The following is a 26,395-nucleotide window of genomic DNA, read 5'->3' as shown; positions in this document are numbered from 1 at the left end:
ATGGCACTTCGAGTGAATTATTTTGGAGCTTTTGCGAAAAAGTAATTAGTATCGAGAAGTCTTTCTGTGTCCACGGGTTCTCAATACACTTTTCTCGTTGGTCGAAGCACTCGAACTGACAGTTTCGTTTTTTGCGAGGCTTAGTAATTTCATGAACTTGCCGAATTATTTCGGGAATTGAACTATCCTGGTTTGCATCCACGATTCTAGACTTGTATTTATTGTATAAAGTGTATGCCTCTCTTAAAGTAGCTTTCTTGTAAAAAGCTATAAACTAAGTAGTACATCAGAAAGAATAACAAAGAGAGCATTAAGATTTCTTAGTTTTACTTTTTACTTTTTAGTTTGTGCGTTAGTATCAACCATAAATAGTTAAAAAAGACAGACCATCCACTTAACTTAGGATTGGGTTTTTTTCCTTTTCCTATTCGTTTTATTTGAGATTCGTACCATACGATATTCATCATACCATCAATTACTTTTACTCCCGTTTTTTTAATAGCTGTAGTAAAATTTAACCGAGTTTCATTGAGTATTTCATTTCCTATGTTTGGGAACACAGCAAAAGGTCTGGCAATTCCGATGATGTCTAATTGATTGGAAGCAACAGCATCTTTCATCACCGAAGTGGTACGAAACCCTCCTGTTAACATTAAAGGAGTATTTGTTATTGCTCTCACTTTCTCAATATAATCTATAAAATAAGCTTCCCTTTGTACGGTACTCTCTTTACGTTTCCCCATCATCGCAGGAGCTTCATAGGTTCCTCCTGATATTTCTATTAAATCTATTCCTTCTTTGGAAAGTATTTTAACAACTTCCATTGATTCTTCTTCTGAAAAGCCACCTTTTTGAAAGTCTGTAGAATTTAATTTAATTCCGATAGGAAAACTACCTCCAACGTATTCTCTAATCTTTCTATACACTTCTACAACAAATCTAGATCTATTTTCTAAGGTTCCTCCCCACTTATCTTCTCTAATATTTGTATAAGGCGATAAAAATTGGCTCACCAAATAACCGTGCGCACCGTGAATCTGAATTCCTGAAAATCCAGCTTCTTTTAATATAAGGGCTGTATTTCCAAAAGCTTCAATAATCTCTAAAATTTCTTTTTCGCTTAAAACCTCAGGCACTTTTTTTGTTGCATTTTTTCGCCCACCAGTTTTCAGAGGGATAGCAGAAGGTGCTTTTAAATGGCTATTAATTAGCTCCATAGCTTGTCTTCCTGGATGGTTTATCTGAGCCCATAAATGGGTGTTGGTACCTTTTACCGTTTGAGCCCATTCCTTAAGGATTTTAAGGTTTTTCCGGTTTTCTACAACTACATTTCTTGGTTCCCCGATAGCATTAGAATCAATCATGATGTTACCAGTAATCAATAATCCTGCACCACTTTTAGACCATACTTTATATGCGTTTAACAGAATAGGGGTTGGTTCATGATATCTGTTTGATAAATTTTCGCTCATTGCAGATTTAGCAATTCTATTACTCAGAATTACTCCATTAGGTAAAATCATTTCTTCTTGTAATGCATTCATCAGCGTCGTGGTAAAAAGTGTTTAAATAAAATTTAGTGTAGAAATAGGATGTATTCTGTTTTTTGTTTCCGCAGGGTCACGAAGGTATAGCTTTTTGCGTGCTCGCGGGTGAGGTATTACACGGATATTTTGCTTCTTCCTTCATGGCGGCACCTCGTTAAAATTTTGTTTTGTATTCAACCTTTTTATTCCGTTTTTATACTGCTATATATCTGACCGTTCCAAAAAAGGTTTTTGTTAGGTTCTAAAGTGTTTTCAAAATTAAAATTGAATACAGCTTTTAAAATTCCCTGTTCAAATAGATTTCTGTCAATTTTAATTGCTCCATTTTCAAGAGGAAAATTATGTTGCCCCAAATCTCTAATACTATTAAAGTCAACCCAAACAGCACAAGAATCATTTTGTATTTCTATAATTAAACTGCTGTTTGTTGAAACATTATTTGCCGATTTCCCTCTTATAATTCCGCCTTTAATTTTTTGAAAATCGATATAATCTGTTCCGGAATATTCATACATTTTGTTTTTAGAGCGTAAAGAGTGAAATACATGAGTGGTATCAATAATCGCATAAAATGCGTGCAATGAATCTTGATAAATTTTTCCAGATTCATCTTTCATTCGATCAATTTCTACTGGACAGCTTCCATCGCAACTTAACTGTCCATGTCTGTTTTTATATATAAATTCCTGATAACTCCATTTTTCTTTGAAAGAAAAATCCTCTTCCAAGTGCTCGGTCCACTCAATCTTAATTTTTCTATTTGAGTTCGTTTCCTTTACAGCTGTTGTATAAGAAAGCCCTATTAGGACTAAAATTAATAGCAATACAAATTTAATTTTCATGGGACTAAAAGATAGGTCATTTTTTGTGTTTGAAGCTATTTCTTGAATACGAAACGGCACAGGTTTCTAATTCATGGAATCTCAAATCTACACTTTTACACATTTAAAATAGCGCATACTAAAGCCCTTATCTTGCCCTTTTTTAAAAGTGTTTTAAGCGCGTAGCTATAGCTTAAGGTGTTGTGCGAATTAGCACTATTTTACTTCTTGCGTCCAACAAAGCGAATTACAGAGCCTATACCGTTGTGATATAATCCTTCATTCAGCGCAATTTCTTTTTCTACTAATTCAATAATTTCAAAATTCATGAAATCTGATTTTATTTCTTCAATGGAAAATAGAAAATCTATATTTTGGGGTCCTCCTACTTTTGGATTTGCTGCTCTATATTTCAAATGATTTTTGCTAAAAGCTTCTAAAATAACGAGTCCGCCTTTTTTTAATAGGTTACATAACTCCTTATGATACTCCGCCTTTAATTCAGGAAGAAAATGGGCATATATTAAGGCGATAGCGTCAAAAGATTCTTTAGCATAATTTAAACTTGGCAATTCGCCAACGCTATAATCAAGGGCTACATTATTTGCCTTGGCAAGTTTTAAGGCCTTCTCTTTCCCTTGTTCACTAATATCAAAGGCAGACACGTTCCACCCTAAAGTTGCTGCATAGACGGCATTTCTGCCTTCGCCTTCAGCGGCGAAAAGAAGCTTACCGGGAGTTATATTCTTTAACTGTTCTTTTAAATATTCATTTGGACCTTCTCCATACGCATATTCATCGGCGCTAAATACAGTATTCCATTTTTTATGATATTCCTCTTTCATAGTATTATTAGTATTTATTGGGTTGCAAACCTTTGTTCTTTTTGTAGCATTATTTTTTTCCTTTAGTCCGCTATACTATTATGTGGTAGGTTATAATATGATGTAGAATTCTCATAGGGTTTAAAAAAATATACGGTACCAAATTCAATCTTCCTAAAATCGGTAATTAACTTATGATCTTCAAGAAGCCCTATTCTAAACTTAGAGGAATGATATTCATTAATTAGTAATGCTGGTAGAATATACATTTTTCTGTTTTGTTCAAAATATCCGTTCTTAACGCGACCTCTAATGGTATAGGTTTTTAAAATACTGCCCTTAATTTTAACAGTGGCATTCACTTTCTTTTTATTTACTACTTTAAGTGTAACGACATATGGATTTTTCTCTTGAAAGACCTTTTTAGAAACGACTTTAAATTCCTTATTCTTAAGATAAGAGCCCCAGAAATAATCTAAATACGGTGGACTCATACGTTCATTATTTTCATAAGTTCCGTTGATTAAATGTAGGTTTTCATTCGTTAATTTAATCTGATGCTCCGCCATTTCATTTTTTTTTAAGGTAGCGCAGGAACCCATCAGTACCAAAAGGCACAGGCATAGCATTATTTTAGTTATAGGCATCAGTCTTTGCGTTTCGTTTTTTAGTTATCAATATCCTCAATTTTTAAGAGATGCATTAACCGATGGGCAAAAGGAGCAAAAAAGATGGCTACTGTGCTCAAAAAAATAACGCCACTAAAAATAGCATAGACAGAAGCAAATAGCTTTGCAGCATCGGTCTTCATTTCATCAACAGGACCCATGCCCGTTAAAATCATGGAAGCATTATAGATACTGTCTATCCAATGTAAGCCACCAATATAATGGTATCCTAAAACCCCAATCCCTAGAGAGAACGTTAAAAGAATGGTTGCAAAAACTGAATATTTTAATACTCGTTTTGCAAATTCTTTAGGAGGGAGCATGTTGCTACTATTTTTTTTAGTCATACTAAGTTGCTACGGTGTATATTCAATAGATTTCTAGTAAGAATTATATTTTAATAGTACACGTTCGTTCCTATTTAATTCCTTCAGGATAGGAAGTTACTTTAAAATCGGGAAATCGTTGCTTAAATTTAGAAGAATCAAAGATATTATCAATGGTATACCTAGGAAGTAGTTCTTGTGTTTCTCTCATGTTTTCATTAAAAAAAGCGCTGAGTTTTAATAAACCTCGAGAAAATTATAGCGTTCTGGGGTCTAAAGGGGTGTTTACTTCCGGAGCATTATTGGTAAATTTTTTAGCATAATATTGAGTAGCAATGGCGCTGCGGTTAAAGTAAATTGCATGCTCACTATCATTCTCACCCTAATTTCGCAATCACAATTTAGGGTTTCAGGTGCGCCATATACAGGCCTAATTCTCAAAAAAAATAGGACAAATTTTTAGATCCAATAGGCTATTGTGCTGCAGCCTTGAAATAGAAAGAACGGTCTAACTCTGAAAAATCTACGCTCATTAAATATTCTTCGATATAGGCTAGGGCGGTGGTACAGGAATGGATACTTTCTACACCTTTCATTTCAATTTTAAAAAGGTATTTATCCGCATAAGTAGCTTCAAAATATATTTCATGCTGTAAATTAGTATAGGTTATAAAGGGCTTTTCATAATTAGGGAGGTTAAGTTGCGGTACTAGAGCTCCCCCTTGTAGCTCTGCAGAATAATCTATACTAACCTCTTTTACTCTTTCATACATTTCACTATGCGTATTGAGGTAAAATTCGCGTTGTGGTTTATACTGCATTTGTGCTGTTGCAGCGGGTAAAGGAGTTCCGTTTTCTACTAGTAATTTTTCTAAATCTTGGCGGTCTGCATTGGTGTATTCTTGCATCACAATATCTAATAAATCCAAATCGGTAAGAAATACAATCATTCTAACGTGCTCTTTATAAGTAGGTATTTCTATACGCAGCTCATAGGCTTCATGCCGCACTATAGAATTACTATAAGCCTTATATAGCTTTTTATTTTGAAAATCTTTCTGAATATATTCATTGGAAGTTAGGTCATACTTGTAAATTATTAATTTGGGCAAGACATTAAATAAATGCTCTGCCCGCTGTGATGCTTCTAATAAACAATGCTGGCTGTCATTAGATCCATTTTCTATTTTATAACAACTTTTTTCCCAGTCTATATTTTGTGCTTTGAGAGGAGCATAGGCGATAAGAATAAAAATGAATATTATTTTTTTCATAAGGATATCGTTTAAGGAATTCTATTATTAAATGTACTCATGCGCATCTGTGGTCTAATGGTATTTTCCGAGGCTAAAATTGCTGTAATTTTAAAGAGAACGGAATATGGAATACCATGTGTTTTTGTTAAGTTGATTAAGATATTATTAAGCTTAAAGTGGTAGGACTCTCTATATTCATTTATACTAATCTGATAGTTATCATGATTGGCGTCAGTATAATTATTCGTGATATTCGTTACGTTAGCATTCGTAAAACTTTGATCATAGGATTGTGGTTCAGAACAACTACAATCGTCGATGTAGGAGTTTGCCAGAAATTGTATGAGGGATAAAATTACAAGAGCAATTATATTTTTACACATTGAAGTTTCCTTTAGCTCAAAAAAAAAAGAATATTCTAAAGTAGCATAAATTAGCATGTCATGTTGTTCTGAATTGTAAAGAAAAGATTAAGATTTGTCTGTCTTTGCGCCTCAATTTTTAAGAGATGCACTAACCGATGGGCAAAAGGAGCAAAAAAGAGGGCTACTGTGCTCAAAAAAATAACGCCACTAAAAATAGCATAGACAGAAGCAAACAGTTTTGCAGCATCGGTCTTCATTTCATCAATAGGACCCATGCCCGTTAAAATCATGGAAGCATTATAGATACTGTCTATCCAATGTAAGTCACCAATATAATGGTATCCTAAAACCCCGATCCCTAGAGAGAACGCTATAAGAATGGTTGCAAAAGCTGACTATTTTAATACTCGTTTTGCAAACTCTTTAGGAGGGAGCATGTTGCTACTATTTTTTTAGTCATACTAAGTTGCTACAGTGTAACTTCAATGGAGAACAAACGAGCATTACATTTCAGTATCAGACGTTCGTTCCTATTTTATTCCGAAATTTTTAATAATTTCCTTAATTCCTTCAGGATAGGAAGTTACTTTAAAATCGGGAAATCGTTGCTTAAATTTAGAAGAATCAAAGATATTATCAATGGTATACCTAGGAAGTAGTTCTTGTGTTTCTCTCATGTTCTCATTAAAAAAGGCGCTGAGTTTTAATACAAAAGAACTAAGTATATCATACTGAACCGTACGCCCTAATTGTTTTGAAATTTCATCTAGAATATCTTTGTAGGTGAGCCGATTATCATCACATGGGAGGTGCCAAGTCTGTCCGTAAGTATCTGGTGTATTTCCTAATAATGCCATGGCTTTACTGGCATCAGGGGTATAAATTAGCGTTCTTAGAACAGTGTCTTTTAGAAATACTTTTGGTTTTTTTCCTATTTTTAGTCGTTCAAAAATCAGAGAATTTGTAAGTCCTTTTGTTTTTCCAGGACCGTAGAATTCAGGGGCTCTACAAATTAGCGCATAGATTTCTTTTTCTTTAATAGCTTTTAGTAATAGTTCTGCAGCTATTTTTTTGGCGATTCCTTTTTTTCCTTCTGATTTAAAAGAGGTGTCTTCAGTCTGAATTTTACTGTCTTGGGCGTAGGCATACGTATTATCAAAATAAACAAGTTTACAGTTATGGGCTTTACAAGCTGTAATGACATTTTGCATAATTTTTGGCCAATCGCTTAACCAAACCGATGATTTGTAGGGAAGCCCAACAGTCATATATGCAATTTTAGCATTTTCTAAAGCTTTATGAACATCTTCAGATTTTAATAAATCGCCTTTAAATAAGTGATCTTCTGGGTGTACTTTTTTAGGGTTTCGGCCCACTAACCTAATATTATCTGTATACTTGGCACGTAATTCTTTTGCCAATTCTTCTCCTATAATTCCGTTTGCTCCTAAAATTACCTGCATGTTCTCTTTTTGTCTTTAGAATGTTATTCCCCACTGCAAAGATACTGGGGAATAGTGCTTATTAAATAGTATATAAATGTAAGTAAAACTTAGGATTGAGATGTTCTCGTTTCATGATTTTAAAACACTACCTGAGCCTTTCTTGTTAACCAAGCAATACTTTGCAAAACAAGCAACGTGCTCCACGCTCTGGAGCTGTAAATGTAGTGATGAGGTTTAAGCCAAGTTTTTGTAACACCTTTTTTGACGCTGTATTGTTTGGGTGTACCGTTGCTACAAGTTGTGGCAATTTTAGTTGGTTTCTAGCATGCTGCAACCAGAAATTCCCAATCTCGGTAGCGAAACCTTGACCCCAATAGTCATGGTGAAGAATAAACCCAAATTCGTGAGAATCTCGTTCTAGATAATGGCAAGGGTGAATACCTGAAATGCCCATAAGGGAACCGTCTTCTCGAGAGATAACACACCAAAACCCAAAGGAATCTTTTTCACTATGAATAAATTCGTCTTTGACCAAGGCTTTAAATTCTGCCTTAGTAAACACGCGACTTTTGAGGGTCGTCTTCATGACGAGCTCATTTTCGCAGCACAGGTTTTCTAAGGCAGCTTCATAGTTGCTATGAAAGGGTTTAAATTGAAGGCGGTCTGTTTGTAGCATATTCGAGGTATTGATCTAAACAATAAAGTTAAACTTTTGTTTCTCTAATAGGTCTCAATACAACACGAACGGACATGGGTGGTTTTATTAATGTTTAAGGTTTATGAGTAATGTAATTTTAGTCTTCTAACCCAAGAACTTTCCATTGGTTGTTTATTTTATAGGTGTTGAATTTTTGTGCCGATTTTCCGCCGTCAGGGTATTGACAAATTTCCGTTATAATACAGTTTTCTTCAGAGATGTTCTGCCTTTTAAAAGCTCTTTTAATGCCGTTAAATTTAGGCATGCCGTGTTCTTGCATATTTTTAATGTAGGACAGGCGCAGTAATTCTGATGTAGAGGCAATGAGCTCCTCATTAATTTCTATTTTAATGGTTTTCTTTAGCATAAACTCTGCTTCTTTATGAAAATCTTTACAGCTCATCGCTGTTTCTAAATCATCATGATCGTAAGCTTGCTCTAATGTTAAAATGGCTCCTTCTGGAGTTTCAAGATTCGGAATAAAATAGTCTTCTCCGTCATCTACTAACATCCCGCCAAGGTTTTTATCAAAGCTTGCTAATTCACTCCCTGTTAATCCGTCTCGAATAGCTCTTATTGTATAGCCACCAATCAGCCTGCCATTTTCAATAATCATCCAGTCAGAAACTTCATTTAACGTGATGCCTATTTTTTCATTGATCCTGACATTTGTTACATCTATAGGTTCATTTCCAACGACTCCAAAGATGTTGCCATCCCTATCAAAATTAGGCTCTAAAAGCCATATATGTTCTATTTTACCAGCATCTTCTATTCTCGCTTTTATAGAGAAATACTGTTGCTCCTCTTTCTGGTTGGACACACATTCTTCAAAATAATGTAAGGTAAGTTTGGCCTTTTCTATTGCCCAATTCATCCGATCATTATCGTTAGAAGTATCGTAGACATCAGGGTTTCCTTCACGCGTTCTTACCTTCTTTTTTTTACCAAATAATCTGTTTAATATTCCCATATAGCTTTGTTGTTGTGGCTAGTACACCTATTTCCCTCCTAAAATAGAGAAAAAAAGCGGTATTGCTAAGAGAATTAGATGAACTGCAGTATTTAGGTAAAAGCAAAGGCTACCAAAATGGGTAGCCTTTGCTTTATATGTTGTTAAGTACACAACGATTACTTCAATATACTCTTATATTTTGAAGCATCATTTAAAAGCTCTGTAGCGGTTAAAATAGCATCATCATGCGTTAAGTAATAATCATAAAGGCCTTGGCTATAGAAGTAACGAGTAATAATTTCATCTTCTAATTGTTTTTTAATTTCTTTCTTAGATTTATCTAAGCCTGTAATTTTCTTGGTATTTATTTCGGCTAATAATTCACGATATTTCTCTTGTACTTGTGTGTCTAATAAATCAGTATCGTTTAAACTCATGGCTTTATTCAATGCTTTTTCAGTCGCAGTTTCAAACGTAAACCCAGATGATTTTATATAGTTTTTAAAAGCTTCAAAATGGGCATCAGAAAACTCAAAAGCGGCTACATCTGTAATGGTGTTATTGTAATAGAAGTCTGTTGCGTAATTAAAAATCGCATTTTCACGAAGTAAAGCTGTTGTAAGAGTATTGGTTTTTAATGCCGTAATCTCTACATCAGGTAAAACCCCACCACCATCTTGCACTTTACGACCGTTACGGGTTTTAAAGTCGTGAATATCTGTTGTTTTCACAGCGTTACCAGCATTATCCCTATTCCAATAATCTAAGGATTGAATACACCTTCCAGAAGGCGTGTAATAGCGAGAAATGGTTACTTTTAATTGTGTACCATAAGTAAGTTTTAAAGGACGTTGTACTAATCCTTTCCCAAAACTACGAGCGCCAATAATTACGGCTCTATCTAAATCTTGTAAGCCACCAGAAACAATTTCACTTGCCGATGCACTGCTGCCATTCACTAACACCACTAAAGGAATTTCTGTGTCTACGGGAGAATTTTTTGTTTTGTATTCTGAGTTGAATTTTTTAACCTTAGATTTTGTGGTTACAATCAGTTCTCCTTTAGGTACAAATAGATTGGTAACATTTATGGCTTCCGAAAGTAGCCCGCCAGGATTACCTCTTAAATCTAAAATAATTTTTTGAGCGCCTTTATTTTTTAAATCAATTAAAGCTGCTTTGGTTTGTTCTGATGCTTTTTGGTTAAATTTTGCAAGGACGATATATCCTGTTTGCTCATTTACCATTTTGTAATAGGGTACTGCATCTACTTCAATGGCTTCTCTTGTAATGGTAGTTGTTTTTGTTTCGTCTTGCCTCTTATAGGTAACCGTTACACTAGTATTATTTGCACCTTTTAAAAGTTCAGTGGCATTGTCTTTAAAATCTTTAACATCAATGTCGCCAATTTTTATAATTTCATCACCTGCTTTTAGGCCAGCTTTGTCTGCCGGATTATCTTTATACGGTTCTACAATTACCAGTTTATCTTTATAGGCTCGTACAATAGCACCAATACCAGAGTATTCTCCAGCATTACTTATTTTGTAGGCTTCTACATCTTGTTCGTTTAGGAAACGGGTATAAGGGTCTAGGCCTTCCAACATGCTTTTAATAGCAGCATCCATCAACTCGGCAGGATTAGTTTCATCAACATAATTCATGTTGAGTTCCTTAAATAAAGTAGTGAAAATCTCTATCTGCTTTGCGATTTCGAAAAAATCACTTTTAAAACTACTCCCAACGATAATAAATACGAGAGCAAAAACAGGAATGATAACACGTTTTTTAATCAGCTTTTTCATGGATACTTTTATTTAGAATAGCTCAGTAAAACAACCACAAGTGGTGGAATTAGCTGACTTCTTTTGGAATTGATTTTATGGGCTCTTGGCTTATTTTTTTGACGAATTTTTCAAGCAGTACTTCCATTTTCTGGTGTATTGCGTGACTTTCGGGCATTTCTTTCCCTAGGTATAAGATTAACAACGCATACTTGTCTGTACTATTGTTAAGAACAATAGATTTATTAAGGCGGTATGCTTCACGTAAAATGCGTTTAATCCTATTCCGTTTTACAGCACTTTTAAAATTACGTTTGGAAACGGTAACACCAGCTTTTATGGCCACATTATCTTTGAAGTCCGTTTTTACATAAATAACACGTAGCGGAAAATTAGCTACGCTTTTTCCCTCTGTAAACATTATTTCAAAAAGCTTTTTGCTTTTTAATTTTTCTGCTCTTGAATAGCTAAAATTAGGCTTGTCTTCCACGGTTTTTATTGCTGTATGCTGCAAAGATACTGTTTCGAATGATATAGTTATTATTGAGAAGCAGTTGTGGGGAATTTTTTTGTATTCTTAGAAGTTCTGGATGCACTTGAACAGCCATTTACTTTTCTGTTTTACAATTAGTAATCATGGAAAACCAATAGGATAAAAACAAAAAAAGCGCTGCTTTCGCAACGCCTTTTCAATAGCATTCTCGTTTAGAGATTAGTTGCTTTCCCAAACACCATTTTCGGCATTTACATCAGCCATTAATTGTGAAGGATCAATAACAATTGCTTTAATCGTTGCCAAAGGTTTAGAAATCATAAAATCATAAGTTGGAAAAGCCCATGGCCAATCTTCTAAAACGGTGCGTTCTAAATTAGGGTAAGGGTTTTCTTTTTCGCCACGCATCATTCTAAGTGGTGCATAGAATGTTTCCTGAGTATCATCAGTATAAACCACCAATACATCAACAGGCATTGGCATTAAACCAATACGCTCTAAAGTTACTTTTGTTTGCTCACCTACGGCAACTACATCTTTGATTCCATAATCAATAGTATTTGTTGTTTGCGTCCAATCTGTCAAATACCAATCTAATTCCATTCCAGAAACCTTTTCAGCAGTTCTTTTGATGTCATTAGGCGTCGGGTGCTTGAATTTGAAATCTGTAAAATACTTCTTTAAGGTTTCCATCAATTTATCCTGACCAATGATATACCCTAATTGTGCTAAGAATATTTCTCCTTTACTATAGGCAGCAATACTATATGGCATGTTTTCAGCATAACGATCTGCATGTGTTGTTTGTGGTTGTTCCTTACCAGATTTTACTAAGTAGTTATACCCTTTGTAAGACCCTTCAAACGGATTTGTTTTTTTCTCGCCCATATATTCATTCATGTATAGGTGTGATATAAAACTTGTAAACCCTTCATCCATCCATTCATGTTTGGCTTCATTTGAGGCCAAAATATGTTGAAACCAAGAGTGTGCCATTTCATGGGCAGTAACCCCAACAAGGCTTCCAAATTTACGCTCTCCAGTAATTAAAGTAGCCATAGCATATTCCATTCCGCCATCACCACCTTGAATAATGGAGTATTGATCGTATGGGTATTGCCCTACATTTTTACTATAAAACTGCATCATTTCAGCAGCCTTAGGCTGTAATTTTTTCCAGTTCTCTTTAAGTTCCGCTTTGTCTTTGTATAAAAAGTGAAGCATTGGTCCGTTTTCAACTTGTAAGGTATCGTGAACATATTCAGGATCTGCAGCCCACATAAAGTCATGCACCATTGGAGCTTTAAAATGCCAAGTAAGGGTTTTTCCTTTTTGTTTTTTTACTTTGGTTCCAGGTGCTTCATAACCATGACCAATTTCTTGTGCATTCTGTAAATAGCCACTTCCACCTACAGTGTAGTTTTTATCTATCGTAAGTTTTACATCAAAATCTCCCCATACGCCTTGAAATTCACGTGCGATATACGGATCTGCATGCCATCCTTCAAAATCATACTCGGCTAGTTTTGGATACCACTGACTCATAGAAAGCGCAACACCTTCTTCGCTATCGCGACCAGAACGGCGAATTTGAATAGGAATTTGACCTTTAAAAACCATATCAAAAGTTGCTGTACCTCCTGCTGGTATAGCTTCTGCTAACGTAACAACAAGAACAGTACCTTCTTCTGAAAACGTAACAGACTTTCCGTTTTGGGTAAGTGAAGTAGGATGTAAGTATCCTATTTCATCAGGCTGTAACGTAGAAATTCTACTTTTTCCATCGGCCATCATTCGATCATCAGGATCTGCGATGCTTTGTAAACGCCGATCCATTTCACTCCCCGGTTGAAAGGCATTAAAATACAAGTGATAATATACTTTGTTTAATGCGTCTGGAGAATTGTTGGTGTATACTAATTTTTGAGTTCCTGTGTACTGGTGTGTCTTTACATCCATGTTTACATCCATAGTGTAATCTACATGTTGTTGCCAATACGAAGTGTTTTGGGCGAAACCACTAAGGCTCGTAACCAAAACCAAAAGGCTGAGAATTGTTTTTTTCATTGTCATTTATTTATTGGAGTATAATTAGTCAATTGCCTTAAAGATAAAAAGGTCATAGAAATTAAAAGCATCACTTAAAATTTCTATGACCTTTTTAGTTCTGCTAGGTCTTTTTAGCGAAATTCTTATAATTTTACTTTTCCTGAAGCGATTTGCTCAGCAAGCAGCAATGCATTGTATGCGTTTACCATTTTTCCTGATTTTGATAAAGCAGAAAATTCTTTAGCACCAGCATCTTCTCCCGGAACAGTTACTTGTGTTTTAGTGGTTAAACCAGATTGTAAGATAATTTTCTTTACTTGGCTTGCTTTTAATGATGGATATTGAGACCAAATTAATGCTGCAACCCCAGCAACTGCAGGAGATGCCATTGATGTACCACTATTGTATTCATATTTATTATTTGGCACTGTAGCATAAATATCGCTACCAGGAGCAAATACATCTACATTAATAGTTCCGTAGTTAGAAAAAGTAGAAACCAACCCTGAACCGTATTTAGCCGTTAATGACCCTACTGTAATTACATTATCTGCAATTTCTGCACCATTGTTTATTTGATCATTTGGGAAATTAGCATTGGTTGGGTCATCTAAATCTTCACCTTCATTACCGGCAGCATGTACAAATAATACATCTTTAGAAGCTGCATATTTGATAGCATCATAAACCCATTCTGCATTTGGAGAGAAGGCTTTACCAAAACTACCGTTGATGATTTTTGCGCCATTGTCTACGGCATAACGGATACCTAAAGCAATATCTTTATCGTACTCATCACCATTGGGTACTGCTCTAATGCTCATTATTGCCACATTATTAGCAACACCATCTACCCCTTTTCCATTTCCACGTTGTGCACCAATGATACCAGCAACGTGCGTACCATGACTTTCAGTGTCTACACTATTTTGAGGGTTTCCGTTTCCGTATCCTAAATCTTTAATATCGTATGGGTTATCACCAACTTCAGTTCTACCATTGAAATCAACATTTAAGTTATAGTTTAAACGTTCTATTAAGCCATCGATATCACCTTCTAATTGTGTTATCACTTCTGCCATAGAATCACCATAAGCAAACATTTGAGTTACAATAGATTTACTCTGTAATAAAGTAGCATCTTCTGTTGAAATAGCAGCAACTTCTTTTTTAGTGTAATCACTTTTACCTAAATGCGCTGTAATAGCTGCGTCCGCACTTTTAATAGCAGGAAGCATTTGGTCCAACTGATTTTTATAGGCTAAGTATTTTTGAGCATCGGCATCAATTACCTTTTTTGCTCTTGCTTGCATTTCAGCATCGCCTAAATTAAGACGTAAAATTCTAGCAGCCTCTAATTGTTCATTATAAGATGTTCCTAAAAAGTTATAGCCATGAATATCATCTATGTACCCATTATTGTCATCATCTTTGTTATTCCCAGCAATTTCTTTTGTATTGGTCCACAATACATTTACCAAGTCTTCATGTTCTAAATCCATTCCTGAATCTAACACAGCAACAATGATTTTTTCTCCTTTTTTTCCTTTTATGATGTCGCTATACGCTTTTTCAACAGCCATTCCAGGAATCGTATCTGTGGTAAGATCTAGGTGACCCCAGGTTTTCTTTTGAGCATCTGATAAATCTGCTATTTTTAGCGGAATGGCATCGATGTTTTCTATAGGGGTGCTAATAAGTACTGGTGCTGTAGTACCACAGCTTGATAAAAGTAAAGAGCAAATGGCGAGCCCTAAAATTGATTTGGAAAAATTAGTAGTCATACTTGAGTAGTTTTAAAAACTATATTGATTTTTGAGTTATAAATAATTGTGAATATGCTTATTCGAAAATGCTATTGAAGGTGTGAATGTCCTTTAAACGGATTCCTTTTTCTGTTTCTTGTACCGTGCAAATTTCATTGTGTGCATCATGTTCTAGATAAAGATAGAAGTCGTTAGCAGCAGCTTTATTTAGAAATTTTTCTTTCTCGGCTAATGTTAACAGAGGGCGGGTGTCATATCCCATGACAAAAGGTAAAGGAATATGCCCAACGGTAGGAAGCAAATCTGCCATAAAGACCAGTGTTTTTCCTTTATACTGCAGTTGAGGAATCATTTGCTTATCTGTGTGACCATCTACATATAGAATGTTAAATCCTAATTCTGATGAAATTTGAAAGTCTGTAGTATTGGTGCGTTCTATAAAATGAAGTTGTCCACTTTCTTCCATGGGAAGTAAATTTTCTTTTAAAAAAGAGGCTTTTTCACGGTTATTAGGTACTGTAGCCCATTGCCAATGTTCTTTATTGGTCCAGAACTTGGCATTTTTATAAGCAGGTTCATAACCAGTTCTGTCTTTATTCCACTGAACACTTCCTCCACAATGGTCAAAATGCAAATGCGTCATAAAAACATCCGTAATATCATCTTTATGAAAACCGTGGGATTTCAACGATTTTTCAAGGGTATGATCTCCCCACATGTCATAATACCCGAAGAATTTATCGGATTGTTTATTTCCCATTCCGGTATCAATAAGAATTAAGCGATTGCCTTCTTCAATTAATAAACTACGGGCAGCAAGATCTATTCTATTGGAGGCGTCTGCAGGGTTGGTTCTTGTCCATAGTGTTTTTGGCACTACGCCAAACATAGCACCGCCATCTAGCTTAAAATTGCCAGTTTCTATTGGGTATAATTTCATAGACGTCTAAAAAATAAGATGAATATGATTGAAATTTAGAAGCCGGAATTGTGATATTCTTCCTATTTCAATCAAATAATCGTGAAATTTAAGAAAATCGTTAAAAATAGAATGACTAATTAAGACTTTTTAACGCTCCTAAATGCGTATTATGCTCATATTAATTAGGAATGTACCTCTTTACCGAAGTATTTCTTTCGCAGCCAAAAGGAAACACGTACCAATAGAATTAATGCAGGAACTTCTACTAGAGGACCAATTACCCCTGTAAAAGCTTCTCCAGAATTGAGTCCGAATACTGCAATAGCTACCGCAATGGCTAATTCAAAATTATTACCTGCAGCTGTAAAGGCTACGGCGGCAGTCTTATCATAAGTGGCTCCCATAGCTTTAGTAAAGAAGAACCCTATAACAAACATTAAAGTGAAGTAGATGAGTAGGGGAATGGCAATCAATAAAACATCTCCAGGAATGGTCACAATTAATTCTCCTTTTAAGGAAAACATGATGACAATGGTAAAAAGCAGTGCAATTAAAGTTATGGGTGAAATGGTAGGAATAAATTTCTGTGTGTACCATTCTTCTCCTTTTAATTTTACTAAAATGATGCGGCTTAGAATACCCAATAAAAACGGAACTCCTAAGTAAATAGCCACGCTCTCGGCTATGGTAGCAATAGAGATGTCTACAATAGCACCTTCAAAACCAAAATACGGAGGTAATACGGTAATAAATAACCACGCATAGAAACTATAGGCAAATACTTGAAAAATGCTATTTAAAGCAACAAGGCCTGCGCCATATTCGCTACTACCTTCTGCAAGATCATTCCAAACTAAAACCATTGCGATACAACGAGCTAAGCCGATTAAAATGAGCCCAACCATATAATGAGGATGATCTTGTAAAAAGACAATGGCTAATATGAACATTAAAATAGGCCCAATAATCCAGTTTAAAATTAGGGATATGGATAGTATTTTTACGTTTTTAAACACCTTTGGTAGTAAGGCATAATTTACTTTGGCTAAAGGCGGGTACATCATTAAAATTAATCCAATAGCTATAGGAATATTGGTGGAGCCGCTACTGGCGCCATTTACAATAGCTGGAAAAGAAGGAAAAAAATTACCTATTAGCACGCCAATAATCATGGCAATAAAAATCCAGACGGTTAAATAATTATCTAAAAAACTTAGTTTTTTCATGGTCTTTGGAATTATGCTTTAATGTTTGAAAATACGTATAAAAGCTCTGTTGCTATTTGTAAGCTACGCTCTTTATATTTTTCTGCCTGTTGCGGTGTATTATCAAAAGCCTTAGGATCTTCAAAGGTGATAGGAATACGCTTTTCTGCGCCTGCAATAAAAGGACAACCCCCATCGGCTTGTGAGCATGTCATGATTGCTGCAAATTCAGATTCAGGATTAAAACTATCATCGTACTTTTTAGAAAAACCAATGATTGGAGCTTCATTTGGTGCATACTTAATACTATAAACAGGGTTAGTACCTTCAGAAAGCGTTTTAATTTGGAAACCAGCGCTTTTTAATGTTTCTGCAGCCATAGGAAAAAGAGCAGTAGCTTCTGTTCCTCCAGAATAAGCAGATACATTTTTAATGTTCAGGTAATTGGCAATTGCTTGGGCCCAAACTTGCGATAGGTGGCTTCTTCGTGAGTTATGAGTGCATATAAAGTTTAAACGAACAGACTGGTCAGTTTCTACTTTACTTTGGATATAATCTACCAAAGGTTGCAGCGTTTGTTTTCTTTCTTCAGTTACGGTGTTCGGTTGCAAGGAAGCAATAACGTTTTCAATAGGTGCAAATAAAGTTGTTGTTAGTGTCATTTTTAGGTTGTTTTATATTCCAATAATTGTACTTCTTCTTTCTAATAGGGTATTGTCTAGCCAGGTCTCTTTTAGTTTGCCAATGTTCTCGCGGTAGCCAATAATTCTAAAACCACAGGATGTATGCAGTTGTATGCTTGGTATGTTTGTGGTCATGATGCCGGCTTGCAAGGTCCAAATCGTATGGGCCTCACTAATCTTTATTAATTCTAAGAGCAACTTTTTTCCAACCCCATTTCCTCTGGCATTCTCCGCAACATAAACGCTTACTTCGGCTACGCCGCGGTAGACATATCTGTTAGAAACTGGAGCTAAAGAAGCCCAACCAAGCATTTTTTCCGCATCTATAATGGCAATTCTTCCAATATTTAAGTGGGCTTTTTCCCAGTTTCTCCAAGAGGGGACGGTAGTCTCAAAAGTAGCCATACCGGTACTAATGCCCTCTTGGTAAATCTTAGCAACCAGCGGATAATTAGTTTCGGTAATGGGTACAATTTTCATTTTAGCAGCATCCAGAGTTAGGAGTACAAGAATTTCCACTTTCTAGGGTAGCCATTTTTAATTTTGGTTTTGCTTCTGGAATACCACAATTATCTTTTGCCAAACAATCTGTTTGTTTGGTAGTTAGTAAAAAATTAGTTCCATTAAAGTCTAACCCAAATTTACCAATGGTTGTTCCTTGGTATTCTACTTCAATGTCTAAATCTGGAATAGCTAAGGTTTTCTCAGATAATTCAATAATATGAACTAGTTTTTCTGGATGTAGTCTGTGGTCATAATCATCTGCATTCCACAGTTGAAAATTAACGACTTCTTCATTGCGGACAGTACCACCACAATCAATAAAGTTTTTAGTTACTTTACCTACTTCTGTTACATGAAAGTGACTAGGTACTAAGGAGCCGTCTGGCAATTGAAAAGCAATAGTTTTTAAATTTTTTAAGTGCGATTTTATTTCTGATAGTTTCATAATGAAATTGTTTTATTGTGATATTACGATGAATAGATTCAAATTTTTTTAACAACAATCGTTTTCCTTCGGATGGTCTAGATGTAATAAGAGTTCCATTTTAGATTTCATTTTTTCCCAATTAACGGCATCAATACAGTAACAAACACTAGTACCGTCAATGGTGCCTTTGATTAGTCCTAAATGTTTTAACTCTTTTAAATGCTGAGAAATGGTGGGCTGTGCAAGACCAATTTCATTTACTAGATCACCACAAATACAAGAATTTATTTTAAATAGATGTTGTAAAATAGCCACTCTAGCAGGATGCCCAAAAGCCTTAGCAAAATTTGCTATTTCGTTTTGTTCTGCTGTAAATATTTCTGATTTAGCTAAGCCCATACTTAATTGTTATATTGCAATATTACGATTAAGTAATCAATTGTCAAATTATTAAAGAAGTATTTTAAAAATTATTTTAGAAGTATTTTTATTTGGTCAAGTGTTAAAGGCTTTGTGATGTGTTTTTTAACAACAGAATATTGTTTTGCTCTCTCCGCATCTTTAGGGTCTATAGAAGAACTTAGCATATAAATGGTACATCTATCTTTGATGTTTTCGGGTAGTAAATGACATTTTTCAAGAAACTCAAAACCATTCATCTCTGGCATTCTAATATCTAAAAATATAATATCCGGAAATTTATCTGGTGCACTAGCAAGCTCACGCAAGTAATTCAACGCTGCTACAGGCGAGGTTTCGGTAATAATACTTTCAGCAACGTTAGCTTTCGTTAAAACAGATTTATTTATAAAGTTGTCAATGTCAGAATCGTCTATTAACAAGATTTGTTTGAACTTCATGCTGTGTTACTTTTTTAGTTTGATTTGGGAGCGAAATTACAAATTTAGTACCCATGTTTAATTTTGATTTAACGTTTATTGTGCCATTTAATTTTGTAATAACCTCTTTTATTACGAACAATCCTATTCCCGTACCCATGACTTTTGAAGATACCCTGTAAAACATTTGGAAAATTTTATCTAAATGTGCTTCAGGAATACCTATTCCATTGTCCGCTATTTCTATAACTACTTCATCTTCTGAAGTGTTTACGGTTATTGTGATGTTTGGGTCTTTGGCGTTAATATTATGGTATTTAATAGCATTAGAAATAAGGTTATTGAATATAATTGAAATTCGTTTTTTATCGGAATAGAAGTTTTGTGCTTCGTTTATGTTAATCTCAAGTTCAATATGTTTTCTATTTTCTAAAAACCATAGCCCTTCAAGAGACTCATTAATTAATTCCTTGAAGTTTATAGCTTCCATAGCTATTTCTAAATGTTTATTTTGTGAATACAGTACAATATCTTTAATAAAGTCATCTAATCTCCGAACCGATTGCTGCATCATTTCTAATTTAAAGCTAAGATCCTCGTCATGATCTTCATTTAAAATAATGTCTATAAGTCCCATAAGGGATGCTAGAGGTGCTCGCAACTCATGAGAAGCGCTATACACAAACCGGTCTAATTCTGCATTTGTTTTAGAAAGCTCAAAATTTTGTTTGCTAAGCAAATGCTCTGCTTCTTTTCTTTTGGTATTGTCAATGGCGCTTACCAGATAATTTACTTTATTATTTAATTCTAGGGGCTCAATAGAAAGTAAAGCCGGAATTTTTTTTCCACTTTTTAAGCTATAAATAATTTCTTCGTCTCGGATGATGCCGTCACGCATTAATTTCTTCCATAGTACTTGTCTGTGGTCGGATTGTTCGTGGAGATCAAAATCAAGCACATCTGCATCAAGAAGTGTTTTTCCTATTAAATTTTCTCTTGTTGTTTCCAGTAATTTTGCAATAGTTTCGTTGGCTTCAAGGATTGTTCTATTTTCATCAACAATTACTTTCCCCACTAAGTTAGTATGGAATGATTTATAAAATTTTTCTTGACTCTCTTTTAATTCTTCTTTAACCTTTATCGTTTCTGTTATATCTATTATAGTTCCATGTAGTTTTATAACTTCATTTAGATCGTTTTTTTCAATTTCTGTTTCTACTAATAAAGTGTATACAGTTTTGTCCCTGTGTATAATTCTGTGGGTATATCTAATATTGTCTTTGTTATTAGAAATAAATAGATCTATTAAATCTCCTTGCTTCTTTATATCGTCAGGATGTATTCTTGATTGAATCATCTTATAGGTTAATGGGGTATTGGGGTCTACATCAAATATTTTATACATCTGTTCAGACCAATCAATGATTTCATTTTTATAGTCCCAACTCCAATAGCCTATTTTTCCAATACGTATGGCAGACTCTATTTTAGCTTTGGTGCGCAATATTTCTTCTTCTGCTTTTTTTATTTCTGTGATGTCTTTAAAATAAACTGAAATTCCTTCTGAGGAAGGGTACATTCTATATTCATACCATTTGTCAAAATCTTTTCTATATTGACTAATGTATTTATATTCCTGCGTTTGCATCGCTTCTAAAAGTACTTTATAGGCATTTGTTTCCTTAAAAAATGGGAGCGCATTCCAAGCACTGGTTCCAATTAAATCAGCATATGATTTGCCAATTACTTCGCATGCTTTGGCATTTACGTAATTAAAATTCCAATCTTTATCCAATGCCACAAATCCATCAGAAATACGTTCGGTAAGCTCTCTGTACTTAAGCGTAGTATTACGGAGTATGAGGGCCGTTTCTTCCCGAACTGTAACATCTTGAATAATGCCTTGATAATGATTATTAGGCATCTGTTTTACACTTGCTTGTGCCACGAATGTGGAACCATCTGCTCGGATCATTTTTCTTAACGTACGTATGATTTCTCCTTCGCTTACTTCTTTGAATTTTAAGGGTTTTTTTGCTAACTCATCAGGGGCTATAATATATTTAATATTTTTCCCGATAAATGTTTCTTTTGGACTTCTAAAAAAATTACAAAATTGAATGTTGATTTCTATAAAATTGAAATGTTCATCCAACACAAAAATACCATCAGATGCTTCTTCTATTGCAGTTCTATATTTTTCCTCACTTTCTTTTACTTTTTCGGCATTCTTTTTAGCGGTAAGCTCTAGGGTTATACGTTCGGTAACATCACGTACAATACCCTGAATTAGTCCATTTGGGAGGATATTAGCACTAATTTCTCCATAAAATTCAGAACCGTCTTTTCTTTTTAATTTACGCTGAGAAATCAAGGAATTCTCTTCAAGCAGTTTATGAATTCTATTAGGTATTTCACTTACCTGATCTAGACTTACCAATTCTGAGATGTTCAGTTTTAAAAGTTCTGTTTTTGAATACCCAAATAACTGACAAGCTTTAACATTAACTTCTACTAGGTTTCCAAGCTTATCTCCTAATATGATACCATCTGAAGCTTGTTCTACTAAGTTTCTGTATTTTTCTTCGCTTTCAACGAGTTGTGAATTTTTTTCATGAACCAAGCGGTCTAAACGCTTAGGTTGCTTTAATAGATACCACGCTATAATACCCGCTAGCAGTGCAATAAATACCCCAATAAAGCAGAATAAAAGGATACCAAATATTGGAGTATTTTCTTTGGCATATACATACAATTTCCATTCTCCATTTGGCATTTCTACTGTTGATGAAAAAGAGTTTGTAGTAACATTATCATAGGTAGAAAAGTATACTTCTTCAGTGTTATCCGGATTTAGCTTGGTGAGTCTGTATAAGAAAGGATTTTCCTTATTGTTTAATTTTGCAGCACTTAAAGCTTTTTTAAGCGGTATGATCGCAGAAGTAAAACCTTCAAATTCATTGTTTTTAAAAATAGGGGTCCTACCTACGAAACCTGCACCTCCTTGTTTTAGATAGATAGGACCTGTAACAAAATAATCTCCTCTTTTAATTGTTTTAAAAGCACCGATTTTACCTAATGAATCTTTTAAAATATTAAATCCTAACACATCATTACCTTCCAAAGGAAATACATGAGTGATAAAGCCTTCTTTATTTACGATTTCTAAAGCACTGACTTCTTTATTGGTAGCAATTAATAATTTTGAAATTGAATCGAAATTTCTCGGTACACCATAGTGCTCTACAATAAAGGCGAGCGTCTGCGTTGTTGAATATCCTTGATCTAGTGTTTTATGAATTTCATGCTCAACCCAATTAGCTTCTGTAACTAATTTTTTTTGACTAGTAGTCTCTAATAATAAATAGCGTTGGTAGCTAAGATATTGCGTTAAAACTAATGTGATCGCAAATACGGTTAGACCAAATGAAAGAGGGCTTTTAAAAAGCCCAAATATCTTTTCTGGTTTCATTATGTGGTCGGTATTTAATTGAATACTTGGTTTTAGCTACCCCGCATTGCTTTACTTCATGAAATTTGCAATTTTTATCGGGGGAGACAACTGTAAAGTACAAAAAAGGATAATTCCTACAAAAGAAACCGTATTTATTTATCTGTATTTCGCTATTAAATGAGAAAATACGGAGTATTATTTCAATAAAGTATGTAATTGTTCGCCAAAATAGATCATTGCTTTGACTTCTTGAACACTTAATAGTCGCTCTTTTTTAAATATTAACAAAGCAGTTCCGTTAGATTCTACATGATAATAAGGGTTACTTTCAAAAAATAGAATCAATTCATTGGTAAAGATGCTCTTGATCTCCGTTTCATTTTCACCTTTAAGATAAAAACGTTTATTAAAATCGGGCCTGTTCTCAATATTGATATCCTTTAAGCCTGCTATTTTATAAAGCATTTCTAATAAGCCTTCTTTATCTAAAGTAAAAACTGGAATAGTTTGATCTAGTTTTATGTAAAGGACTGTTGTTTTAACAATCTCTTTTGCGATAAAGGCTCCTTCGGTAAACTCTACATCAAAGACGCTTTTTCTTTTTTCTTTTTCGAATAACTTATTATATAAGAAATTGATTTCTTTAGTTCTAAAAAATATAAAATCAGACAAAAAATCTACATTCCTGCTTTTTTTAGGAATATATTCCCAGCCTAATTTATCCGCAGTTAATTCAATATTTTTTTGTCGTTTAGTGAAATAATTTTCAATAGGCTTAAGGGCTTTTAGTGGTAAGATTTTCCGAATAGCAAAAGGATGTTTGGAATCGGCCTCATGCTTATCTAATCCGATTAATTCTATACTACCGCCTTTTTTAAAGAAAGTTTGTACATAGTTTTCTACGCCTTCAAAAGACGTATGATCCACAAAACTGCACATAGAAAAATCTAAGATTACATGTTCATTTTCAGGAATTACATCGAGCTTATTTTTTAATTTATAAAAATTAATAAAACTGCAGAAATACTTGATGCTTACATAATAGGTGCCACCATCTAGCTCCTTAAACATAAGAATATTTGGCTTGAACAAATGTTTAAAAAACAAGCCAAAACTTTGATTTATAATGATGTGTATTAAAAGTGTTATTAAAATACCAACGCTAATCCCAGTCATTAAATTAGTAAATAGTGTAGTAAGTAAGGTGGCTAAGAATATTAATATTTGCTCTTTACCAATCTTCGCTATTTTCTTAAAGTTTTTCGGGGTAGCTAGTTTATATCCTGTAAATACTAATATTGCTGCTAGTGCAGCTAAAGGAATACTGCGCAATTGCTCTTGAAATAAGACAATAAACAATACTAGAAATAAGGCATGAAATAAGTTTGCCGAACGATTAGAAGCCTTGTTGTTAACATTTACAGAGCTTCGAGCAATAACAGTAACTACATTAAGTCCGCCTAAAAAACCACTAATGGTAGTCGCCAAGCCTAAGGCTTTTAAATCTTTATTTACGTTTGATCGTCTTGCTTGTGGGTCTAATTTATCTACGGCTTTAATACTCAATAAAGATTCAATACTAGAAATGAACGTAAGCGCAAAGACTACTGCAATGAATTTCTTAGAATAGACTAATGAGAAATCAGGAAAAGCCAAAGAGCTAAAAACATTATCGGGTATATTTACTAAAAACTTAGCATCCATAGGATAGGGGATATCCATCCCTTTGTACAGATAACTCAATCCTATGGTGAGGATCAAAATCCACATGGGTGCAGAAATTAATTGAAAGTATTTATTTCTAATTTTCGAATAAAAAATCATAATACAAAGACTTATAAGTCCTATTGCAGCAGCGAATAACTGACTCTGTGTACCTTCTGTAAAAAGGCGAATTAAGCCTTCAGGAATTTGTAGTAATAAGGAAATGATACTACCATGTTCATTGTTATGACCAATCATAATATGAAACTGTTTGGATAATATTCCTATACCTATTGCTGCTAGCATACCTTCAATAGCGGAAGCAGGGAAAAAATCGGCTAATCGCCCCATTTTTAAAAAGCCTAGAAGCATAAGGAATGCCCCAGAAATGACTATTGCTGCTAAAGTATATAAATACCCTTGGTACATATCTCCGCCTCCTAAGGTGGTTATAGCGCCTAGTACAACAATGACCAATCCGTTTCCTGGCCCTGTGATGGTCACGTTTGAACCTCCTAGAATAGAAACGACAATACCACCAACTACGGCTGCAATAATACCTGAAATTGGTGGAGCCTCACTTGCAATAGCTAATCCTAATCCTAAAGGAAGGGCTATTAAAGACACGACAAACCCGGCAAAGATATTTTTAGGGAGGTCTTTTATAAATAAGGCAGATTTTTTTTGTTTTTGTCTCAATTTGGTCTCCTTATTATTAATAAATCTGTAGGAAGGTCAGATAAAATATATTCAATATCATGCGTAAATAAACGGTCTATGAAACGTGTTTTTTTAGGCGCATTCATCACCAATAAATCGGCCCGAACTACTTCTGCATAATGACCAATGGAATACCCTTTTTCCCCGAAGATATCTTGTGTTTTTACTTTTATGTTTTTGGTGTAAGTGGCACATTGGTCACTAATAATTTTACGCACTCTAGAGTCTTCTCTATGCTTTAATCTTTCTTTCATAATATTCGCTTTTTTAAGCGACTTATCATCCTCTACTTTCACATGAATTTCTCGTTGTAAAATCTCTTCAACAATAGTAATTTGTTGTGCACCAAGTGCGTTGGCAACATAAAAAGAATCTTCTATTGCCAATGGAGTATCTGGAGCATCTAACCCATTCACCACAATATTTTTACAAGACACTCTTTCTTCCGAGGGTTTTATCAATAGTAAAACAGAACAGCATACTTTACGCGTTAATTTCCGCGCAATAGAACCTACATAAAATTGATATGCATTTTCATGTTGTAAAGCCCCAAGAATAAGCAAGTCTATTTTAGAAGTTTTGCAGGATTCTAAAATAACTTTGATAGGGTCTCCTGGAATCCATTGAATTTCGATAGTTAAATTATCTAAAGAGAGTTCGTTTAAAATAGCAGTTATTTTTCCTAACTTTTCATCAGTCTTTTCGCCAACATGAAGTAAAATTAATTTCGATTTGAAAAACGCCGCAATTCGTGTTGTTTCAATAATATTTATTCTAAGTTTTGGTGAAAAAGCAAATCCAAATAATAGGGTCTTAAATGGATGTATTTTTTCTTTCATAACGAATGCTTAGCCTTGTAATTCAATACAATAATACTGATATGTTATTTAGGATAATAATTTGAAAGCCTTAAAAATGAATTTTTATCATTAGAATTGGAT

25 protein-coding genes are annotated in these 26,395 nt (G+C 34.4%); all 25 read right to left on the bottom strand.

Annotated features, from left to right (window positions below):
- Positions 1-326: 326 nt before the first annotated feature.
- On the bottom strand, positions 327-1,544 hold the full coding sequence (locus GQR94_RS07835) for an NADH:flavin oxidoreductase/NADH oxidase family protein (protein ID WP_158974965.1): 1,218 nt from the start codon (positions 1,542-1,544) through the stop codon (positions 327-329).
- A 185-nt stretch (positions 1,545-1,729) separates the two neighbouring features.
- Positions 1,730-2,389, bottom strand: a complete 660-nt coding sequence (locus tag GQR94_RS07830) for a hypothetical protein (protein WP_158974964.1) — start codon at positions 2,387-2,389, stop codon at positions 1,730-1,732.
- Between the two features lie 200 nt (positions 2,390-2,589).
- Complete coding sequence (locus GQR94_RS07825) at positions 2,590-3,213, bottom strand: bifunctional 2-polyprenyl-6-hydroxyphenol methylase/3-demethylubiquinol 3-O-methyltransferase UbiG (RefSeq protein WP_158974963.1); 624 nt, start codon at positions 3,211-3,213, stop codon at positions 2,590-2,592.
- A 62-nt stretch (positions 3,214-3,275) separates the two neighbouring features.
- The gene (locus GQR94_RS07820) at positions 3,276-3,761 is read right to left on the bottom strand and encodes a hypothetical protein (protein WP_158974962.1); all 486 of its coding nucleotides are present in this window, start codon (positions 3,759-3,761) and stop codon (positions 3,276-3,278) included.
- 98 nt (positions 3,762-3,859) lie between these two features.
- On the bottom strand, positions 3,860-4,207 hold the full coding sequence (locus tag GQR94_RS07815) for a hypothetical protein (protein WP_158974961.1): 348 nt from the start codon (positions 4,205-4,207) through the stop codon (positions 3,860-3,862).
- A gap of 452 nt (positions 4,208-4,659) precedes the next feature.
- The gene (locus GQR94_RS07805; protein WP_158974960.1) at positions 4,660-5,460 is read right to left on the bottom strand and encodes a hypothetical protein; all 801 of its coding nucleotides are present in this window, start codon (positions 5,458-5,460) and stop codon (positions 4,660-4,662) included.
- An 11-nt stretch (positions 5,461-5,471) separates the two neighbouring features.
- Complete coding sequence (locus GQR94_RS07800; protein ID WP_158974959.1) at positions 5,472-5,825, bottom strand: hypothetical protein; 354 nt, start codon at positions 5,823-5,825, stop codon at positions 5,472-5,474.
- Between the two features lie 50 nt (positions 5,826-5,875).
- A complete protein-coding gene (locus GQR94_RS07795) occupies positions 5,876-6,097 on the bottom strand; it encodes a hypothetical protein (RefSeq protein WP_158974958.1) in 222 nt (73 codons plus the stop codon).
- A gap of 240 nt (positions 6,098-6,337) precedes the next feature.
- Positions 6,338-7,270, bottom strand: a complete 933-nt coding sequence (locus tag GQR94_RS07790) for an NAD-dependent epimerase/dehydratase family protein (RefSeq protein WP_158974957.1) — start codon at positions 7,268-7,270, stop codon at positions 6,338-6,340.
- A 145-nt stretch (positions 7,271-7,415) separates the two neighbouring features.
- Positions 7,416-7,928 (bottom strand): GNAT family N-acetyltransferase, encoded by a 513-nt coding sequence (locus GQR94_RS07785; protein ID WP_158974956.1) that lies wholly within the window; start codon positions 7,926-7,928, stop codon positions 7,416-7,418.
- Positions 7,929-8,046: 118 nt separating this feature from the next.
- Complete coding sequence (locus GQR94_RS07780; protein WP_158974955.1) at positions 8,047-8,922, bottom strand: YegJ family protein; 876 nt, start codon at positions 8,920-8,922, stop codon at positions 8,047-8,049.
- A 158-nt stretch (positions 8,923-9,080) separates the two neighbouring features.
- Entirely contained in the window at positions 9,081-10,709 is a 1,629-nt protein-coding gene (locus tag GQR94_RS07775) for a S41 family peptidase (protein WP_158974954.1), read from the bottom strand.
- 49 nt (positions 10,710-10,758) lie between these two features.
- Positions 10,759-11,202, bottom strand: coding sequence for a ribonuclease P protein component (rnpA, locus tag GQR94_RS07770; RefSeq protein WP_255451551.1), 444 nt, complete (start codon positions 11,200-11,202; stop codon positions 10,759-10,761).
- Positions 11,203-11,400: 198 nt separating this feature from the next.
- Positions 11,401-13,248, bottom strand: a complete 1,848-nt coding sequence (locus tag GQR94_RS07765) for a M1 family metallopeptidase (protein ID WP_158974953.1) — start codon at positions 13,246-13,248, stop codon at positions 11,401-11,403.
- A gap of 125 nt (positions 13,249-13,373) precedes the next feature.
- Positions 13,374-15,014: a S8 family peptidase gene (locus GQR94_RS07760; RefSeq protein ID WP_158974952.1), complete on the bottom strand. Its 1,641-nt coding sequence runs from the start codon at positions 15,012-15,014 to the stop codon at positions 13,374-13,376.
- 58 nt (positions 15,015-15,072) lie between these two features.
- Positions 15,073-15,936 carry an MBL fold metallo-hydrolase gene (locus tag GQR94_RS07755; protein ID WP_158974951.1) on the bottom strand — a complete coding sequence of 288 codons (864 nt, stop codon included), beginning with the start codon at positions 15,934-15,936 and terminating at the stop codon, positions 15,073-15,075.
- 164 nt (positions 15,937-16,100) lie between these two features.
- A complete protein-coding gene (arsB, locus tag GQR94_RS07750; RefSeq protein WP_158974950.1) occupies positions 16,101-17,144 on the bottom strand; it encodes an ACR3 family arsenite efflux transporter in 1,044 nt (347 codons plus the stop codon).
- An 11-nt stretch (positions 17,145-17,155) separates the two neighbouring features.
- Entirely contained in the window at positions 17,156-17,785 is a 630-nt protein-coding gene (locus GQR94_RS07745; RefSeq protein WP_199271548.1) for a low molecular weight phosphatase family protein, read from the bottom strand.
- A 12-nt stretch (positions 17,786-17,797) separates the two neighbouring features.
- Entirely contained in the window at positions 17,798-18,286 is a 489-nt protein-coding gene (locus GQR94_RS07740; RefSeq protein WP_158974949.1) for a GNAT family N-acetyltransferase, read from the bottom strand.
- A 1-nt stretch (position 18,287) separates the two neighbouring features.
- The gene (locus GQR94_RS07735; protein ID WP_158974948.1) at positions 18,288-18,755 is read right to left on the bottom strand and encodes a DUF6428 family protein; all 468 of its coding nucleotides are present in this window, start codon (positions 18,753-18,755) and stop codon (positions 18,288-18,290) included.
- 48 nt (positions 18,756-18,803) lie between these two features.
- On the bottom strand, positions 18,804-19,136 hold the full coding sequence (locus tag GQR94_RS07730) for a helix-turn-helix transcriptional regulator (RefSeq protein WP_158974947.1): 333 nt from the start codon (positions 19,134-19,136) through the stop codon (positions 18,804-18,806).
- Between the two features lie 71 nt (positions 19,137-19,207).
- Positions 19,208-19,597 (bottom strand): response regulator, encoded by a 390-nt coding sequence (locus GQR94_RS07725; RefSeq protein WP_158974946.1) that lies wholly within the window; start codon positions 19,595-19,597, stop codon positions 19,208-19,210.
- Positions 19,560-23,048: a PAS domain S-box protein gene (locus GQR94_RS07720; RefSeq protein WP_158974945.1), complete on the bottom strand. Its 3,489-nt coding sequence runs from the start codon at positions 23,046-23,048 to the stop codon at positions 19,560-19,562. The genes GQR94_RS07725 and GQR94_RS07720 overlap by 38 nt, the downstream gene beginning before the upstream one ends.
- Positions 23,049-23,225: 177 nt before the next feature.
- Entirely contained in the window at positions 23,226-25,433 is a 2,208-nt protein-coding gene (locus GQR94_RS07715; protein WP_158974944.1) for a SulP family inorganic anion transporter, read from the bottom strand.
- Positions 25,430-26,293: a universal stress protein gene (locus tag GQR94_RS07710; protein WP_158974943.1), complete on the bottom strand. Its 864-nt coding sequence runs from the start codon at positions 26,291-26,293 to the stop codon at positions 25,430-25,432. Before GQR94_RS07710 ends, GQR94_RS07715 begins: the two co-directional genes overlap by 4 nt.
- Positions 26,294-26,395: the final 102 nt, after the last annotated feature.

Source organism: Cellulophaga sp. L1A9, assembly GCF_009797025.1.
In the GTDB taxonomy this organism is placed as follows: Bacteria; Bacteroidota; Bacteroidia; order Flavobacteriales; family Flavobacteriaceae; genus Cellulophaga.
The sequence above is the reverse complement of the archived record's forward strand: the minus strand, read 5'-3'. Positions and strand labels throughout refer to the sequence as shown.

Excerpts from the sequence above, each read along its gene's own strand:
- GQR94_RS07835 (WP_158974965.1), bottom strand. The coding sequence starts at position 1,544 with ATGAATGCATTACAAGAAGAAATGATTTTACCTAATGGAGTAATTCTG.
- GQR94_RS07830 (WP_158974964.1), bottom strand. The coding sequence starts at position 2,389 with ATGAAAATTAAATTTGTATTGCTATTAATTTTAGTCCTAATAGGGCTT.
- GQR94_RS07825 (WP_158974963.1), bottom strand. The coding sequence starts at position 3,213 with ATGAAAGAGGAATATCATAAAAAATGGAATACTGTATTTAGCGCCGAT.
- GQR94_RS07820 (WP_158974962.1), bottom strand. The coding sequence starts at position 3,761 with ATGGCGGAGCATCAGATTAAATTAACGAATGAAAACCTACATTTAATC.
- GQR94_RS07815 (WP_158974961.1), bottom strand. The coding sequence starts at position 4,207 with ATGACTAAAAAAAATAGTAGCAACATGCTCCCTCCTAAAGAATTTGCA.
- GQR94_RS07805 (WP_158974960.1), bottom strand. The coding sequence starts at position 5,460 with ATGAAAAAAATAATATTCATTTTTATTCTTATCGCCTATGCTCCTCTC.
- GQR94_RS07800 (WP_158974959.1), bottom strand. The coding sequence starts at position 5,825 with ATGTGTAAAAATATAATTGCTCTTGTAATTTTATCCCTCATACAATTT.
- GQR94_RS07795 (WP_158974958.1), bottom strand. The coding sequence starts at position 6,097 with ATGATTTTAACGGGCATGGGTCCTATTGATGAAATGAAGACCGATGCT.
- GQR94_RS07790 (WP_158974957.1), bottom strand. The coding sequence starts at position 7,270 with ATGCAGGTAATTTTAGGAGCAAACGGAATTATAGGAGAAGAATTGGCA.
- GQR94_RS07785 (WP_158974956.1), bottom strand. The coding sequence starts at position 7,928 with ATGCTACAAACAGACCGCCTTCAATTTAAACCCTTTCATAGCAACTAT.
- GQR94_RS07780 (WP_158974955.1), bottom strand. The coding sequence starts at position 8,922 with ATGGGAATATTAAACAGATTATTTGGTAAAAAAAAGAAGGTAAGAACG.
- GQR94_RS07775 (WP_158974954.1), bottom strand. The coding sequence starts at position 10,709 with ATGAAAAAGCTGATTAAAAAACGTGTTATCATTCCTGTTTTTGCTCTC.
- GQR94_RS07765 (WP_158974953.1), bottom strand. The coding sequence starts at position 13,248 with ATGAAAAAAACAATTCTCAGCCTTTTGGTTTTGGTTACGAGCCTTAGT.
- GQR94_RS07760 (WP_158974952.1), bottom strand. The coding sequence starts at position 15,014 with ATGACTACTAATTTTTCCAAATCAATTTTAGGGCTCGCCATTTGCTCT.
- GQR94_RS07755 (WP_158974951.1), bottom strand. The coding sequence starts at position 15,936 with ATGAAATTATACCCAATAGAAACTGGCAATTTTAAGCTAGATGGCGGT.
- arsB (WP_158974950.1), bottom strand. The coding sequence starts at position 17,144 with ATGAAAAAACTAAGTTTTTTAGATAATTATTTAACCGTCTGGATTTTT.
- GQR94_RS07745 (WP_199271548.1), bottom strand. The coding sequence starts at position 17,785 with ATGACACTAACAACAACTTTATTTGCACCTATTGAAAACGTTATTGCT.
- GQR94_RS07740 (WP_158974949.1), bottom strand. The coding sequence starts at position 18,286 with ATGAAAATTGTACCCATTACCGAAACTAATTATCCGCTGGTTGCTAAG.
- GQR94_RS07735 (WP_158974948.1), bottom strand. The coding sequence starts at position 18,755 with ATGAAACTATCAGAAATAAAATCGCACTTAAAAAATTTAAAAACTATT.
- GQR94_RS07730 (WP_158974947.1), bottom strand. The coding sequence starts at position 19,136 with ATGGGCTTAGCTAAATCAGAAATATTTACAGCAGAACAAAACGAAATA.
- GQR94_RS07725 (WP_158974946.1), bottom strand. The coding sequence starts at position 19,597 with ATGAAGTTCAAACAAATCTTGTTAATAGACGATTCTGACATTGACAAC.
- GQR94_RS07720 (WP_158974945.1), bottom strand. The coding sequence starts at position 23,048 with ATGAAACCAGAAAAGATATTTGGGCTTTTTAAAAGCCCTCTTTCATTT.
- GQR94_RS07710 (WP_158974943.1), bottom strand. The coding sequence starts at position 26,293 with ATGAAAGAAAAAATACATCCATTTAAGACCCTATTATTTGGATTTGCT.